This is a genomic window from Thermonema rossianum DSM 10300, from assembly GCF_000426825.1.
Lineage (GTDB): Bacteria > Bacteroidota > Bacteroidia > Cytophagales > Thermonemataceae > Thermonema > Thermonema rossianum.
Window position 1 is genome coordinate 1 of record NZ_KE384579.1, and the last position, 15770, is coordinate 15770.

The window sequence follows — 15770 nt, forward strand, 5'->3', positions numbered from 1 at the left end:
AAAACGCTTCCTTTTGCCATCCCAAACGAAACACAAGCGAAGCTTGTCATTTCGAATCTCACGCAGTGAGGTGAGAAATCTCATCAAACCAAGCCGCAAGAAGCAAAAGAGATTTCTCGCTGCGCTCGAAATGACAGGGGGGAAGGCGCGAAAGGATAGGAGGAGAGGCGCTCGAAAAGACAGGAGAGAACAAAATAACAAAAACCAAAGCACGGCAGGGCACAGAAGAAAAAAGCAGTGTGGCTGCGCCTTTTTATCTGCTTGAAAACCGGGCGAAAAAAGCCACCCAAGCACACCGCAAGCTTGCAGGCTGCTCTCTTTTTTTCTGCAAAATCACTAAATTCATGCATGCAATCCTTACAGTGCTGACTACATAAAACCGGAAATACATGAAAGAACGAGAGATTGAACAGCGTTTTATCGGCAAACTGCAAGAACTGAAATATGCCTATCGCCCCGATATACGCGACCGCGATGCGTTGGAACGAAACTTCCGCCTAAAGTTTGAAGCCCTCAACAAAGTGCGCCTCACCGACAACGAATTTCAACGCCTGCTCGATGAGTTGATTACCGCCGATGTGTTCGAGGCTTCCAAACGTTTGCGTCAGATCAATACCTTTCTGCGCGACGACGGCACGCCCCTGCACTACCGGTTGGTGAACCTCAAGGACTGGTGTAAAAACGACTTCGAGGTCATCAATCAACTGCGTGTCAATACCCGCAGCAGCCACCACCGCTACGACGTCATTTTGCTGATCAACGGCCTGCCCCTGGTGCAGGTAGAACTAAAAACCCTGGCCGTGTCGCCCCGCAAAGCCCTCGAACAGGTGGTGCGTTACAAATCCGACCCCGACAACGGCTATACCCGCACCCTGCTCTGCTTCATGCAGCTGTTTATCGTCAGCAACCGCACCGATACGTTTTATTTTACCAACAACAACGAAGAGCATTTCCGCTTCAATGCCGAAGAACAGTTCCTGCCCGTGTACCGCTGGGCAGACGAAAAAAACAATAAAATCACCCATCTCGATGAGTTCGCCCATGCCTTTCTGTCGAAATGCACCCTGGCAGAAATGATCAGCCGTTACATGGTGCTGGTGGAAGTGGAGAAAAAAATCCTGATGATGCGGACGTATCAGATCTACGCTGTCAAAGCCATCATGGAAAGCGTGCGGCAAGGCAGCGGCAACGGATACATTTGGCACACCACCGGCAGCGGCAAGACGCTCACCTCTTTCAAAGCCGCCACTTTAATGAAAGAAAACCCCGGCATCGAAAAATGTTTGTTTGTGGTGGACCGTAAAGATCTTGACCGCCAGACACGCGAGGAGTTCAATAAATTTCAGCCGGGCTGTGTAGAGGAAAACACCAACACCGAAACGCTGGTGCGGCGCCTGCTTTCCGAAGACTACGCCGACAAGGTGATAGTGACCACCATTCAAAAACTGGGGCTGGCACTGGACCCTAAAAACGGCTATACCGAAAAACTGCACAAGCTGAAAGACAAACGCTTCGTCTTCATTTTCGACGAATGCCACCGTTCGCAGTTCGGCGAAAATCACCGGGCCATCAAAGAATTTTTTCCCCGGGCACAGCTCTTTGGCTTCACCGGCACCCCCATCTTCGAAGAAAACGCCACCTACAAAAGAATCGACGGTACCACGGCCTCTTTTGTCACCACCAAAGATGTATTTGAAACCCTGTTGCACGCCTACACCATCACCCACGCCATAGACGACCGCAATGTGTTGCGCTTCCATATCGACTACTACAAGCCCGAACCCCCGGTGCCTTTCGACAGCCCCGAACACAAACAAGCCGTGGTCAAAACCATTCTGCAAAAACACGACGCCGCCACCAACCGCCGCCGTTTCAATGCCCTTTTTGCCACTGCCTCCATCAACGACGCCATCGAATACTACCACCTGTTTCAGAAATTGCAGACCGAAAAGCAGGCAGAAGACCCTGACTTCGAGCCCCTTCATATTACCTGCGTATTTACCCCGCCGGCCGAAGGCAACAAAGACATACGCCAGCTGCAGGAAGAACTCGAACAAGAAAAAGAAGACAACAAAATAGAACCCGGCAAGAAAAAAGCCGCCCTGCAACAAATCATCGACGACTACAACCGCCGCTTCGGCACCAACTTCACCCTTGCCACCTTCGACCTCTATTACCAGGACGTGCAGCAGCGCATCAAAATGCAGCGATACCCCAACCGCGAAGTGCCCCGCTCGCAAAAGCTCGACATCGTCATTGTGGTGGATATGCTGCTCACGGGCTTCGACAGCAAATACCTGAACACCCTTTATGTGGACAAAAACCTCAAATACCACGGCTTGATACAGGCCTTCAGCCGCACCAACCGCGTGCTCAACGACACCAAGCCCTATGGCAACATCCTCGATTTTCGCCAACAGCAAAGCGAAGTGGACCGCGCCATTGCGCTCTTTGGCGGCGAAGCCCCCGAAAAATCCAAAAAAGTGTGGCTGGTGGAACCCGCCCCCGTGGTCATCGAAAAATACGAAGAAGCCGTGGAAAAACTCGAAGAATGGCTGCAGATGCAAGACCTGGTGGCAGAACCGCAGGCCGTTTACAACCTGCGCGGCGATGAGTCGAGAATAGAGTTTATCAACCGCTTCAAGGAAGTGCAGCGCCTGCGCACCCAACTCGACCAATACACCGACCTCACCGAAGAAGAAAAGCAAAAAATCGAGTCACTGCTGCCCGAAGACAAGCTCACCGAGTTCCGCACGGCTTATCTGGAAATGGCACGTCAGATCAGAGAAATACAACAAACCCAAGGCGACAACGCCCCGCCCGAAATCCAACAACTCGACCTCGAGCTGGTGCTCTTTGCTTCTGCCCTCATCGATTACGACTATATCATGAAACTGATTTCGGAATATACCGGACACAACACCAAAAAGCACAAAATCACCCGCGACCAACTCCTCTCTATGCTCAGCAGCAATGCCAACCTTATGGACGAGCGCGAAGACCTTGCCGAATACATCAACACTTTGCAGGCGGGCGTGCCCCTCACCGAAGAGCAGATCCGGCAGGGCTACGAAGAGTTCAAAGAAAACAAACGCCTGCAGCAGCTGCAAAACATTGCCCAACGCCACGGCATACCCTTCGACTTGCTGAAGGACTTCGTGCAAAACACCGTCGATCGCCTCATTCTCGACAGCCAACGCCTCAGCGACCTTTTTGTCGGGCAGGATCTGGGCTGGAAAGCACGCAGCCAGAAAGAAACCGCCCTGATGAAAGACCTCATCCCCCTGCTCAAAAAAATGGCAGAAGGCAGGGAAATCAGCGGATTGAAAGCGTATGAGTAAGTCAATTGAAAATTGATAATTGATAATGGAGAATTGACAATTCGTAATTGAAAATTAAAAATTGACAATTGAAAAATGAAAACCAAAACAAACAAAACCGCCCTTATACCCAAATTGCGCTTCCCCGAATTCCAAAATAGTGGAGAGTGGGAAGTGGTTTTGCTTGAAAAATTAATTTTTAAGAATACAAAAAGGAATTCGGAAAAAAAGTATAGTTTAGTTCAAAGCATTAGCAATAAGCATGGTTTTATTAACCAAGATGAGTATTTTGATAATAGACAGGTTGCAAGCATGGACACTTCAAAATACTATGTAGTAGATAAAGGTACTTTTGCTTACAATCCATCTCGTATTGACGTGGGTTCTTTAGCTTACAAAAATGATGATAATATTTCTATCATAAGCCCATTGTATGTGTGTTTTAAATGTAATCGGGAAATTATAAATGATTATTTTTTGTTGCATTGGTTTGATACGAATTCATTCAAAAAACAAATGACAACAAACATTGAAGGAGGTGTTAGAAATACATTGAACTTTGAAAATTTGATTAGAATTTCCATTCCCCTTCCCACCCTTCCCGAGCAACAAAAAATCGCTGCTTTCCTAAGCAATTTGGATGAATGGCTCGCCGCCGAAGAAGAAAAACTCACCTTGCTGGAGACCTACAAAAAAGGCCTGCTGCAAAACCTTTTCCCCGCCGAAGGCGAAACAGTGCCCAAACTCCGCTTCCCCGAGTTTCAAAACTCCGGTGCGTGGGAAGTGAAAAGGTTGGGGGAGGTGGCAAGCAGTTTAATGTATGGTATAAATGCTGCTGCTACTGAATTTGATGGTGAAAACATATATATCCGCATTACAGATATTGATGAAGAAAGCAGACAGTTTTTACCTAATCCATTAACTTCACCTAAAGGCGAATTACAAAATAAATATTTAGTTAATGTTGGCGATATTCTTATTGCAAGAACTGGGGCAAGTGTAGGTAAGTCGTATTATCATAAAAATGGTTTTGGCAAAGCCTATTTCGCTGGTTTTTTAATTCGCGTCTCAATTAAAAAAGATTTTATTCCATTCTTTGTTTATTTACAAACACTTACTAAAAAATATAATAAGTGGATAGTTGCCGTTTCAGTTCGTTCTGGACAGCCAGGAATTAACATAGAGCAACTGAAGTCTTATTCTCTGTTTATTCCACCCAGTAAAGCCGAACAACAAAAAATCGCCGATTGCCTGTCGGCATTGGATGAGCTAATAGAAGCCCAAAGGCAAAAGATAGAACAGCTGCGGGAGCATAAAAAGGGGCTGCTGCAACAGCTTTTTCCAATGGGGAATTGATAATTGATAATTGATAATGGAGAATGGAGAATGGATAATTGATAATGGATAATGAAAGAGGGTAGAGAAAATATTGTAATGAATAAGTCTTACGCTTTTGCGATAAGGATTGTCAAGTTGTATAAATATTTGGTATCCGAAAAAAAGGAATTTGTTTTAAGTAAACAGCTTCTAAGGAGTGGCACTGCTATCGGTGCTTTAATCAAAGAAAGCGAACACGCCCAATCAAAAGCTGATTTTATCAATAAAATGAATGTCGCTCTAAAAGAAGCAAATGAAAGTACCTATTGGCTTCAACTACTAAAAGATAGTGACTTTATCAATGAAAAAGAATTTGAATCCATCTATTCCGATTGTGAAGAATTGCTAAAATTATTGATTAGCATTGTGAAATCATCAAAAAACAGCTTGAAAAAATGACTTGGGGGAGAATGGAGAATGCATAATGGATAATGGAGAATGCATGATGGATAATGGAGAATGCATAATGCATAAAAATAATTTTCAATTCTCAATTCTCAACTGTCAATTCTCAATTCTCAACTGTCAATTCTCAATTAAAAATGAAGGATACAAAAATGGAAAAAGGGAAAAATAATGCTCAATTGTCAACTGTCAATGCTCAATTCAACTTGGGCAAGACCCTGTGGAAGATAGCCGATGAGCTGCGCGGCTCGATGAATGCCGACGACTTCCGCGATTATATGCTTTCTTTCCTCTTTTTGCGATACCTCAGCGACAACTACGAGCAGGCAGCCCTGCGGGAGCTGGGCAACGACTGCCCCACGCTGCCCGAAGGCGACCGCCGTTCGCCCCTGGCTGTGTGGTACGAACAAAACCCCGGCGACATTGAGGCCTTCGAAGCCCATATGCGCCGCAAAGTGCACTATGTCATCAAACCCGAATACCTGTGGAGCAACATTGCCGAGATGGCACGCACCCAACACCCCGACCTGCTGCAAACCCTCGAAAAAGGATTTAAATTCATCGAAGAAGAATCGTTTGAAAGCACCTTCCGCGGGCTGTTTTCCGAAATCAACCTGTCCAGCGAAAAGCTGGGCAAAACCTACGACGCCCGCAACAAAAAGCTTTGCAACATCATCCAAAAAATTCACGAAGGCATCAGCCAATTTTCCACCGATGCCGACATGCTGGGCGATGCCTACGAGTACCTCATAGGTCAGTTTGCCGCCGGTTCAGGCAAAAAAGCCGGCGAGTTTTACACCCCGCAGCGTGTGTCCGACATCCTGTCGGAAATCGTGATTCTCGACAGCCAGGACCCTGCCCGCGGCAAGAAAAACAAACTCGAAAGCGTCTATGACTTTGCCTGCGGCTCGGGCTCGTTGCTTTTGAACGTACGCAAAAAGATAACAGAAGCCGGCGGTACCATCGGCAAAATCTATGGGCAGGAAAAAAACATCACCACCTACAACCTGGCCCGCATGAACATGCTGCTGCACGGCGTGAAAGACACCGAATTTGAAATCTTCCACGGCGACACCCTCACCAACGATTGGCCCCTCTTGCGCGACGCCGGTCCCGGCAATAAAATCACCTTCGACGCCATCGTAGCCAATCCGCCTTTCAGCCTGAAATGGAGCCCCACCGAAGCCATGGGCGAAGACCCGCGCTTCAAGAACTACGGCCTGGCACCCAAGTCGGCCGCCGATTTCGCTTTCCTGCTGCACGGCTTCCACTACCTCAGCGACGAAGGCACCATGGCCATCATCCTGCCGCATGGCGTTTTGTTCCGCGGCAATGCCGAAAAACAAATACGCACCAAGCTGCTTAAGGACGGCCACATCGACACCGTCATCGGCCTGCCTGCCAACCTGTTCTATTCGACCGGCATTCCGGTGTGCATCATCGTCTTGAAGAAATGCAAAAAATTCGACGATGTGCTCTTCATCAACGCCTCGGAGCTCTACGAAAAAGGCAAGCGGCAAAACACCCTGCTGCCCGAACACATACGCAAGATAGTGGACACCTACCGCGAGCGCAAAGAAGAAGAACGCTTTTCGCGGCGTGTATCCATGGAAGAAATCGAAGAAAACGACTACAACCTCAACATCACGCGTTATGTGAGCACCGCCGAGCCCGAACCCGAAGTGGACCTCCGGCAGGTGCATCAAGCCCTCACCGAAGTAGAGCAGAAAATCAAAGCAGCCAGAGACAAACACAACGAATATCTCAAGGAGCTGGGCTTGCCGCCCTTGTCGTAATGCCCCTTGTTGCCATGGCGGGGGCTATCCTCGAACAAGCAAACCACATCTTGTCATTTCGAACGAGCGTAGCGAGTGAGAAATCTCTTCAAACCAAGCCACAAGAAGCAAAAGAGATTTCTCGCTTGCGCTCGAAATGACAAAAGAGGCTCGGAATGACAGGGGGGAAGGATACCCGAAATGACAGAGGAGGGCTTGTGATGACAGTGGGAGGCATGAAAGGAAGAGGAGAATCCTGCAAAAGAAAAAAGCGCTCCGTTTCCGGAGCGCAAGACAAAACAGCCCGGTCCTAAAACTCCGCCCGGCGCCGGGCGGCATTCATGCGCAAACCCACCGACACAAAAGAAGTGTTGGTGCGCGTGCCTGTATCTTGCTTCACCTGCCGCCACAAATACGAAGCCTCCAAAAATACATTGTGATAGACCTGACAGGAAGCGCGCAGCTCTGCCAAGGCGGTGGTGGTGCGCACGCCCTGCGCCAGGTGGTTGCCATAATCTTGCACGCGGCTGCGGTTGTCAAGCAAGATGTTGCCGCCCCAGTTTTCGCCCGGACGGTCTTCGCCCTTCACTATATAAAACCACTGCCCTTCGAAACGCCAGCGGGGCAGCGGCTGATAACGCACCACGCCCAGCAACTCATAAAAATTGGCACCGGCGGGGTGTGCCAAAGGCTGCCTGTAGTGGGTGTACGCCTTGGTGAGGGTGTCTTGGGTGTAGGTATAGGGGCGCACCATGTTTACTTCGCCTTGCAGGTCCAGGTTGTCAATGCCGAAGGCATCGACATAATGCAAGCCCAGTTGCAGCGCCTGCTTGTTGCCCCACCAGCCCTTGCCGCTGCGTACCTCCGACACCACCAGCTCATCGATGACTACCTGACCATAGAGCGCCAGCCGGGGCAGCGCCATCCAGCGGAAGTCCCCGCCCAATATCACATTGTCGGGGCTGCCTACGTGCTGCTCCACGCTGCGGTAAAAGATGATGGGGTTGAGATAATGCAGTTCGAAGCCCCCTTGCCGCCCGAAAACCACACTTTCAAATAAGCCTATTTCCAAGCGGGGGGTAAGGTAGGCGCTCAGGTGGTGAAATGCAAAATACTTTTTCGGACGCAGCCCGTCGGCTTCCGACACGTCGGCAACCATCTCGGCAAACAAATTCTGGTATTGCAGCTTCCACACGCGGGTGGTGATTTTCAGGAAAGTGTAGGGCGCCGCAAAATCCGACAGTATCAACGAGCGCTTGCCGTAGCCTATAAAATTGCGGTCGTGCCCAAACTGCATCTCCACGGAAGGCAGCAGGCGGAAGGCGACGTATCCGCGCGCACTCAGGAAATCGTAGGTAGTGGGCGAGGGGCGGTCGCCGTCTTTGAAATAACCCTCATGTGGCAGCGCACGCGTGGCATCCACATATTGCTGCACATACAGGGGGTAGCGCGCTTGGGTGTCGGTCAGGTAGGTGAAAAAACTGAGGCGGTCATTGATGCTGCCGCGCAGGCGCACACCACGCGTGTTTTGGTAGGTCCATGCTTCGAGGCGGCTGTCTTTGCCTGCCTGAAAATCCAATACCGGATTGACCGCCAGGCGGAAGCCGGGCACATGTGCGCTGTAGAGTGCCGCCGGCTGACGGTAGAAGTGACCCCAAAAGCCTTGCGCTGTCTTCCTTTCGTAAAGGCGGGCGAGGCTGTCGCTTTGGTCCCAGTTGTCTCTTTGCAGGTAGTGACGGTTGAAGCGGTCGGCAGTCGAACTGAAGCGGCTGCTGTCGCGAAGCAGCCCAAGCACTGCCTGCCTGCTTGCAGGCAACTGACTGTAATGCCAAAGGGTATCCCAGCGCTTGCCTTTCAGCTCATAGCGGCGCAGCAAGTGGGTGTAGTCTTCGTCCAAGTCATACAAAGGGGCTTGGGCATATGAGGGCAATAAGGTGCCGGACAACAGGCAGCCTGCCAAAAAAATACGAATCAACTGTGTCATGCGTGTATGCTTTATGGCTCTTACCAAAAGGGAAAGATAACAAAGAAGGCGGCAGCTTACAAAAAATATGAAAAAGCTTTTATGTTTGCTATTTTTGCTTTACATTTGACACATGCAAAAAACTGCATTTTAAATGCCGGAAAAAAGATGCTGCAGGGCGTAAGTCGAAAAGCGTTGATGGTTGCCGTGTGCTTGGTAGTGTGCCTGCTGCCCGCTGCTCAAGCTCACATCCTTGATTTCGACCTGCCTGCCCTTGCCGTGACACTTGCCGGTGAATCCTCTCACCATACTACCGTTTTGCCTTATCTGTCCGGAGAGGAGCATGCCGTGTTGCCGGGGCTCGTATGCAACGAGGACAATGCCGCCGGCGAAGAAAAAGAGAAAGAAGAAGAAGAGGAAAAACGCCCCGGAACAGGTGAAGCATATCATATCCTCCCCGCTTTCGAACAGCTGCCGGCAGAGCATGAAGCCGGTGTACAACCACCCATAAGCAGACCATGTCATTTGGCATGCCGCCGCCTCTACATATGGTGTGCCTTTAGCGAAGCCCCTTAGTAGCCTTTCCCCTCTTATCATTCCGCTCAATGGCGCCCTTGCTTTTTTCATAAAAAGCAAGCGGACGCTTGGCATGTTTCATTCCTCCTCATTCCTTGTACTTTACAAAAATATTTCCCGTCATGAAAAATAAAAAATGGATTTATTGGCTTTTTGGGGCACTCTTTTTTAGTCTTACCGCCTGTGAACAACACAAAAAACACCACGAGGAAGTGCCGCAGTTGCCGGTTACTTCCCCTCTGCGCAAAGATACCTCCCTCACCCGCGAGTATGTGTGTCAAATACACGCCATACAGCACATAGAAGTGCGTGCCTTGGAAGAAGGCTACCTTCAAAATATCTATGTAGATGAGGGGCAGTATGTGAAAAAAGGACAACTGCTCTTCCAAATTTTACCAGTAGTTTATCGGGCAGAACTGCAAAAGGCGCAAGCCGAAGTGCACTATGCACAGGTAGAATACGACAACGCCAAGGCACTTGCCGACAGCAACATCATATCGCCGGCACAACTGGCATTGGTGCGTGCCAAACTCGAAAAGGCCAAAGCCGAGCTGGCATTGGCTCAATCGCACCTTGCCTTTACCAAAATTACGGCACCTTTCGATGGTTTGGTGGGGCGCTTTCATGTGCGTTTGGGCTCGCTGCTCGAAGAAGGCGAGCTGCTGACCACCCTTTCGGACGTGAGCCAACTGTGGGTGTATTTCAATGTGCCGGAAGCCGAATACCTCGAATACATGCGCTACCGCGCTACTGACCCCACTTCCAAAACAGTGCGCCTGCGCATGGCCAATGGCGAAATTTTCGACCGGGAAGGTAGAATCACAGCCATAGAGTCGGAATTCGACAACCGTACCGGTACGGTGGCCTTCCGGGCTACTTTTCCCAACCCCGATGCCTTGTTGCGTCATGGCGAAACCGGCAACATACTGATGACCTTGCCGCTGAAGAACGTGTGGCTCATTCCTCAAAAAGCCACTTTCGAGGTGTTGGACAAAAAATATGTGTATGTAGTGGACAAAGAAGGTAGAATACAAGCCCGGCGCATCAAAATAGCCGCAGAGTTCCCGCATATCTATGCCGTGGAAGAAGGACTGAGCGAAAACGACCGCATCGTTTTTGAAGGCTTGAACAAGCTGCGCAACGGCGACCGCATCAAATACCACTATGTGGAGCCGCAGCAAGTGCTTCAGCAATTGGATTTGTATGCCGAGTAAACGTGCAGTTGGTATAAGCTTTAAAAACAGAAAAAACGATGTTTAGCAGAATCCTTCACAGACCGGTACTTGCCATAGTTACCTCCATTATTATTGTGTTTGCGGGCTTGCTGGCCATTAATCGTCTGCCCGTGTCACAGTTCCCCGAAATAGCTCCCACCACGGTGAACATATTCATTGCTTATCCGGGTGCCAGTGCCGATGTGTTGATTAAATCTACTATCATTCCGCTGGAAACGGCCATCAACGGGGTGCAGGGCATGCGTTATATCACCTCCGACGCCACCAGTGCCGGCGAGGGTACCATACAGGTGATTTTTGAGCCGGGTACCGACCCCAACGATGCCGTGGTGCGGGTAAAAACCCGCGTGGACCAGGTCATGCCTCTTTTGCCGCCTTTGGTGCAGCGCGAAGGGGTGATTATTACCCCCATTCAGCCCAGTATGCTCATGTACGTGAACCTGTACAGTACCGACGAAGAGGCAGACGAAAAATTTCTTTACAACTATGCTTTTACACGCATGATTCCCGAAATTCAGCGTATCAAAGGGATTGCAAGGGCTAAGATATTGGGAAGCCGCATCTTTGCCATACGGGTATGGCTCAACCCCGACCGCATGCGCGCCTACAAGGTGTCGGCAGAGGAAGTGATGGAGGCTATGATGGAGCAGAGCATCATTGCGCGTCCCGGACGCCTGGGACGAAGCTCCGGTAAGCAGGCGCAATCCTTGGAGTACGTTCTGATTGGACCGGACCGCTACAATACGCCCGAGCAATACGAAAACATTATTATTCGCGCCACGGAAGAAGGCGAAATCCTGCGCCTGAAAGACATTGCCACCGTAGAGCTGGGCTCGGAGTTTTACGACATTTATTCCAACCTGGACGGGCGCCCCTCTGCCTCCATCGTGCTTAAACAAACGGTGGGCAGCAATGCGCAGGAGGTGATAGAACAGGTGAAAGCCAAGCTGAAAGAGCTGGAAAAAGACTTCCCGCCCGGCATGAAATACACCATCAGCTACGATGTGTCGCGCTTCTTGGATGCTTCCATTGAGCAAGTGGTGCACACCTTGCGCGATGCCTTCATTCTGGTGGCTCTGGTGGTCTTCCTTTTCTTGGGCGACTGGCGTTCCACCATCATTCCCATCATTGCCGTGCCCGTATCGCTCATTGGGGCTTTCTTCGTGATGTCGCTCTTGGGGCTGTCCATCAACCTGATTACGCTCTTTGCGTTGGTGTTGGCTATCGGTATTGTGGTGGACGACGCCATTGTGGTGGTGGAAGCCGTCCATGCCAAGATGGAGCACGACAACCTCTCGCCTTATCAGGCAGTGAAAAAAGTAATGACCGAAATCAGCGGCGCCATCATTGCCATTACGCTGGTGATGGTGTCGGTGTTTGTGCCCATTACCTTCCTTTCCGGACCGGTGGGCGTCTTCTACCGTCAGTTCTCCATCACCATGGCCAGCTCCATAGTGATTTCGGCTTTTGTGGCTTTGACACTCACGCCGGTGCTCTGCGCCATGATTCTGAAAAACCCGCATTGGAAGACGGGCAGGAAGAAGTCGCCCGTGGAGTGGTTCATGGACAAATTCAACCGCTGGTTTGAACGCCTGACCGGCATTTACGTAGGCTTTTTGACCAAAATTGTGGACCGGCGCTTGGTGACTTTTGCCGTGCTGTTGGCATTCAGTGCGGGTATCGTCGGGGTGAGCAAAGTGCTGCCTTCCGGCTTTGTGCCCAATGAAGACCAAGGCATCATTTATGCCATCATACAGACGCCGCCCGGTTCTACCCTGGAGCGTACCAATGAGGTGGCGCGCCAGTTGCAAAAGATATGCGAGGAAATACCGGAGGTGGAATCCGCCACTTCGCTGGCAGGCTACGAAATCATGACCGAAGGGCGCGGATCAAACGCCGGCACGGTATTGATTAACCTGAAAGATTGGTCGCTGCGCGAACGCTCGGTGCATGAAGTCATGGAAGAACTTGAAGAGAAGGCGCAGGGCTTGGGTGCCATCATCGAGTTTTTCGAGCCCCCGGCCGTGCCCGGCTTCGGTACTTCCGGCGGTTTCTCACTGCGTTTGCTCGATAAAACCGGCTCTTTCGACTACGAAGCCTTCGACCGCGTGAACAAAGAGTTCATGGATGCGCTGCGCAAGCGCAAAGAAATCACCGGCTTGTTTACCTTCTTTGCTATCAACTATCCGCAATATGAGCTTATCATAGACAACCAGCTGGCCATGCAAAAGGGTGTTTCCATTGGCAAAGCCATGGAAAATCTGAACATACTTATTGGTAGTACCTATGAGCAGGGTTTTATCCGCTTCGGGCGCTTCTTTAAAGTATATGTGCAGGCAGCCCCCGAGTTCCGGCGCTTCCCCTCAGATCTGCTCAATCTGTATGTGAAGAACGAAGAGGGCGAAATGGTGCCTTATTCTGCCTTCATGCGTTTGAAAAAACGCCAGGGTCCCAACGAGCTGACGCGCTACAACCTGTACAACTCAGCAGCCATTCGCGGCTTGCCTGCTCCCGGCTATACCACCGGCGATGCCATCGAGGCCATCAAAGAAGTGGCTGCCCAAACACTGCCCAACGGCTATGACATCGCATGGGAGGGGCTCTCCTACGATGAAGCCAACCGGGGCAATGAAGCGCTCTACATCTTCATCGTGGTGATTGCCTTTGTGTATCTGGTATTGGCAGCGCAGTATGAGAGCTTTATCTTGCCTCTGGCTGTTATTTTGTCGTTGCCTATTGGTATTTTCGGTTCCTTCCTTGCCTTGAAGCTCATGGGCTTGGCCAACGACGTTTATGCACAGGTGGCACTCATCATGCTGGTGGGTCTCTTGGGCAAAAACGCCGTGCTGATTGTAGAATTCGCCGTGCAGAAGCACGAGCAAGGCGCTACCATCCTGCATGCAGCCATCGAAGGGGCTAAAGTACGTTTCCGTCCTATCTTGATGACTTCTTTCGCCTTCGTGGCCGGCTTGGTTCCCTTGGTCATTGCCCACGGTGCCGGTGCCATCGGCAACCGCACCATCGGTAGTTCGGCCATGGGCGGCATGGTGGTGGGTACGGTCTTCGGCGTGCTCATCATTCCGGGACTCTACTACATCTTTGCCAAATTGACCGAAGGCAAACAGCTCCTTCAAGAGGAGGAAGTATCGCCGCTAAGCGAAGAGATGGTGGAAAATGCCTACAAGGCAAGCATGTGGAAGAAACTCACGCATTTGGATGTAGTATGGGAAGCCGCCAAGCGCAAGGCTAAAAACAAAGATGAAAACAAAAACAACGCAAAAGACGATGAAGACAATGCATAAAGTCAAAATATACGTATGGGCGCTGCTGTGGCTTATATTGGCAGGGGCATGCGTGGGGCCGCGCTACACCCTGCCCGGCAGCCGGATGCAGTTGCCTGACACTTTCGGCAAGGGCGCTGATACTGTTGCTACGGCGCAGCCCGACTGGCGCACTTTCTTTGAAGACAAGCAGCTGCAGGCACTCATCGACTCGGCGCTCCGCCACAACAGAGAGCTGAATATATTGCTTCAGGAAATCGTCATCGCTCAGAATGAAGTGCGTGCCCGCAAAGGGGAATACCTGCCCTTTGTGCGCTTGGGTGCCGCCGCCGAAATCGACAAAGTGGGAGAGTACACCCGCAACGGTGCCGTAGAGAAACAGCTGGAGATACGCCCGGGTGAGGAGTTCCCCGAGCCTTTTTCGCACTTCGAGCTGGGGGCTTATGCCTCTTGGGAAGTGGACATATGGAAGCGCCTGCGCAATGCCAAAAAAGCTGCCGCCTTGCGTTACTTGGCAAGCATCGAAGGGCGCCGCTTCGTACAAACGCAGGTGGTTGCCGAGGTGGCAGAGGCATACTACGAATTGATGGCACTGGACAACCTGCTGAGCATCATCGATGAATATGCCCGCATACAAGAAAATGCCTTGGCGCTGATTCGTCAGCGTCTGCAGGCAGGGCGCGATACCCGCCTGGCAGTCAACCGTTTTGCGGCGCGTTTGCTCAAAACCCAAAACCTGCGTTATGCCATCCGGCAGCGCATCACCGAAACCGAAAACCGCCTGCGCCTCCTGACCGGTCAGCTGCCCGATTCCATTGCACGCTCATCGGAACGCTTCCTTGAGTTGCCGGTAGATTCCATCCTGACAGGCGTGCCTGCCCGGCTGCTGCAGAACCGCCCGGATGTGCGCCGCGCCGAATTGGAACTCGAGGCTGCCAAACTGGATGTGCAGTCGGCAAGGGCGCTGTTTTATCCTTCTTTAGACCTGCGCGCAGGCATAGGCTTTCAGGCTTTCAATCCGGCATTTCTGCTGGCGCCCGAGTCTTTGCTCTACAACCTTGCCGGCGACCTGATGGCGCCGCTGGTCAACCGCAATGCCATACGGGCAGCCTATAATTCAGCCAATGCCCGGCAGCTGCAGGCGCTCTATACCTATGAGCAGACCTTGATTCAGGCTTATACCGACGTCTTGAATCAACTGGCAAAGCTCGACAACTATACCCAAAGCCTGCAGCTGAAAACCGAAGAGGTGCGTATTCTTACCGAATCTATCGACATCGCCAATGCCTTATACAGGGCTGCCGATGCCGACTATCTGGAGGTACTGCTTACCCAAACCGAAGCACTGGATGCCCGCTTGGAATTGATAGAAGTGAAATTCAAACAACTGCAAGGTAAGGTGCAATTGTACCGTGCCTTGGGAGGTGGCTGGCAATAGAGAGGAGTGCACAAGCCATAAGACACAAACAAGGCCGCCTGTTTCAGGTGGCTTTGTTTTTTTGCCTCGAGGCTTTCCCTTTTTGTTTTTCTCTTTTGCTTTCAAGCTTCTCTCTGTCCTTTCAACTAACTATCCCCTTGTCATTTCGAGCGTAGCGAGAAATCTCTTTGCTTCTTGCGGCTTGGTGGGTTTGAGGTCGAGATTTCTCACCTCACTGCATGAGGTTCGAAATGACAAACTACGTTTTTGCGCTTCGTCCGGGGTGACATGCTGCCGGAGATGAGAAACCGGCAGACTGCGTTTAAGCTCCTTCATAAGCAAGGCTGTAAAACAAAAAAGCAAGGCATTTTGCCTTGCTCGTCGCAATCCTTCTTTTAATGGTAGATGCGCTGTGGGAAAA

10 protein-coding genes are annotated in these 15770 nt (G+C 50.8%); 8 read left to right on the forward strand and 2 right to left on the reverse strand.

Annotation, left to right across the window (positions count from 1 at the left end):
* Window positions 1-389: 389 nt before the first annotated feature.
* From K384_RS11665 to K384_RS11680, 4 genes are all read left to right on the forward strand, one after another.
* Window positions 390-3341, forward strand: a complete 2952-nt coding sequence (locus K384_RS11665) for a type I restriction endonuclease subunit R (RefSeq protein ID WP_038032640.1) — start codon at window positions 390-392, stop codon at window positions 3339-3341.
* A gap of 75 nt (window positions 3342-3416) precedes the next feature.
* The gene (locus tag K384_RS11670; protein ID WP_051633364.1) at window positions 3417-4676 is read left to right on the forward strand and encodes a restriction endonuclease subunit S; all 1260 of its coding nucleotides are present in this window, start codon (window positions 3417-3419) and stop codon (window positions 4674-4676) included.
* A 51-nt stretch (window positions 4677-4727) separates the two neighbouring features.
* Entirely contained in the window at window positions 4728-5096 is a 369-nt protein-coding gene (locus K384_RS11675) for a four helix bundle protein (protein ID WP_038032641.1), read from the forward strand.
* A gap of 158 nt (window positions 5097-5254) precedes the next feature.
* Complete coding sequence (locus K384_RS11680; protein WP_051633365.1) at window positions 5255-6898, forward strand: type I restriction-modification system subunit M; 1644 nt, start codon at window positions 5255-5257, stop codon at window positions 6896-6898.
* 289 nt (window positions 6899-7187) lie between these two features.
* Here the strand turns inward: K384_RS11680 and K384_RS11685 are convergent, their stop codons facing one another.
* Complete coding sequence (locus K384_RS11685; RefSeq protein WP_038032644.1) at window positions 7188-8861, reverse strand: capsule assembly Wzi family protein; 1674 nt, start codon at window positions 8859-8861, stop codon at window positions 7188-7190.
* A 147-nt stretch (window positions 8862-9008) separates the two neighbouring features.
* On the opposite strand from K384_RS11685, the gene K384_RS11690 reads away from it, so the two are divergent.
* From K384_RS11690 to K384_RS11705, 4 genes are all read left to right on the forward strand, one after another.
* Window positions 9009-9416 (forward strand): hypothetical protein, encoded by a 408-nt coding sequence (locus K384_RS11690; RefSeq protein ID WP_157630158.1) that lies wholly within the window; start codon window positions 9009-9011, stop codon window positions 9414-9416.
* Between the two features lie 122 nt (window positions 9417-9538).
* Window positions 9539-10630: an efflux RND transporter periplasmic adaptor subunit gene (locus tag K384_RS11695; protein WP_038032649.1), complete on the forward strand. Its 1092-nt coding sequence runs from the start codon at window positions 9539-9541 to the stop codon at window positions 10628-10630.
* A gap of 38 nt (window positions 10631-10668) precedes the next feature.
* Complete coding sequence (locus K384_RS11700; RefSeq protein WP_038032652.1) at window positions 10669-13953, forward strand: efflux RND transporter permease subunit; 3285 nt, start codon at window positions 10669-10671, stop codon at window positions 13951-13953.
* The gene (locus tag K384_RS11705; RefSeq protein WP_169737653.1) at window positions 13946-15370 is read left to right on the forward strand and encodes a TolC family protein; all 1425 of its coding nucleotides are present in this window, start codon (window positions 13946-13948) and stop codon (window positions 15368-15370) included. Before K384_RS11700 ends, K384_RS11705 begins: the two co-directional genes overlap by 8 nt.
* 129 nt (window positions 15371-15499) lie before the next feature.
* On the opposite strand, the gene K384_RS13920 is transcribed toward K384_RS11705, so the two are convergent.
* Window positions 15500-15770, reverse strand: a 271-nt coding sequence (locus K384_RS13920) for a hypothetical protein (protein ID WP_211245253.1), incomplete at its 5' end; no start/stop codon positions are given.

Bases quoted from the DNA above. Each gene is read 5' to 3' on its own strand.
- K384_RS11695 (WP_038032649.1), top strand. From the start codon at position 9,539: ATGAAAAATAAAAAATGGATTTATTGGCTTTTTGGGGCACTCTTTTTT.
- K384_RS11690 (WP_157630158.1), top strand. From the start codon at position 9,009: ATGCTGCAGGGCGTAAGTCGAAAAGCGTTGATGGTTGCCGTGTGCTTG.
- K384_RS11670 (WP_051633364.1), top strand. From the start codon at position 3,417: ATGAAAACCAAAACAAACAAAACCGCCCTTATACCCAAATTGCGCTTC.
- K384_RS11680 (WP_051633365.1), top strand. From the start codon at position 5,255: ATGGAAAAAGGGAAAAATAATGCTCAATTGTCAACTGTCAATGCTCAA.
- K384_RS11665 (WP_038032640.1), top strand. From the start codon at position 390: ATGAAAGAACGAGAGATTGAACAGCGTTTTATCGGCAAACTGCAAGAA.
- K384_RS11700 (WP_038032652.1), top strand. From the start codon at position 10,669: ATGTTTAGCAGAATCCTTCACAGACCGGTACTTGCCATAGTTACCTCC.
- K384_RS11675 (WP_038032641.1), top strand. From the start codon at position 4,728: ATGAAAGAGGGTAGAGAAAATATTGTAATGAATAAGTCTTACGCTTTT.
- K384_RS11685 (WP_038032644.1), bottom strand. From the start codon at position 8,861: ATGACACAGTTGATTCGTATTTTTTTGGCAGGCTGCCTGTTGTCCGGC.
- K384_RS11705 (WP_169737653.1), top strand. From the start codon at position 13,946: ATGCATAAAGTCAAAATATACGTATGGGCGCTGCTGTGGCTTATATTG.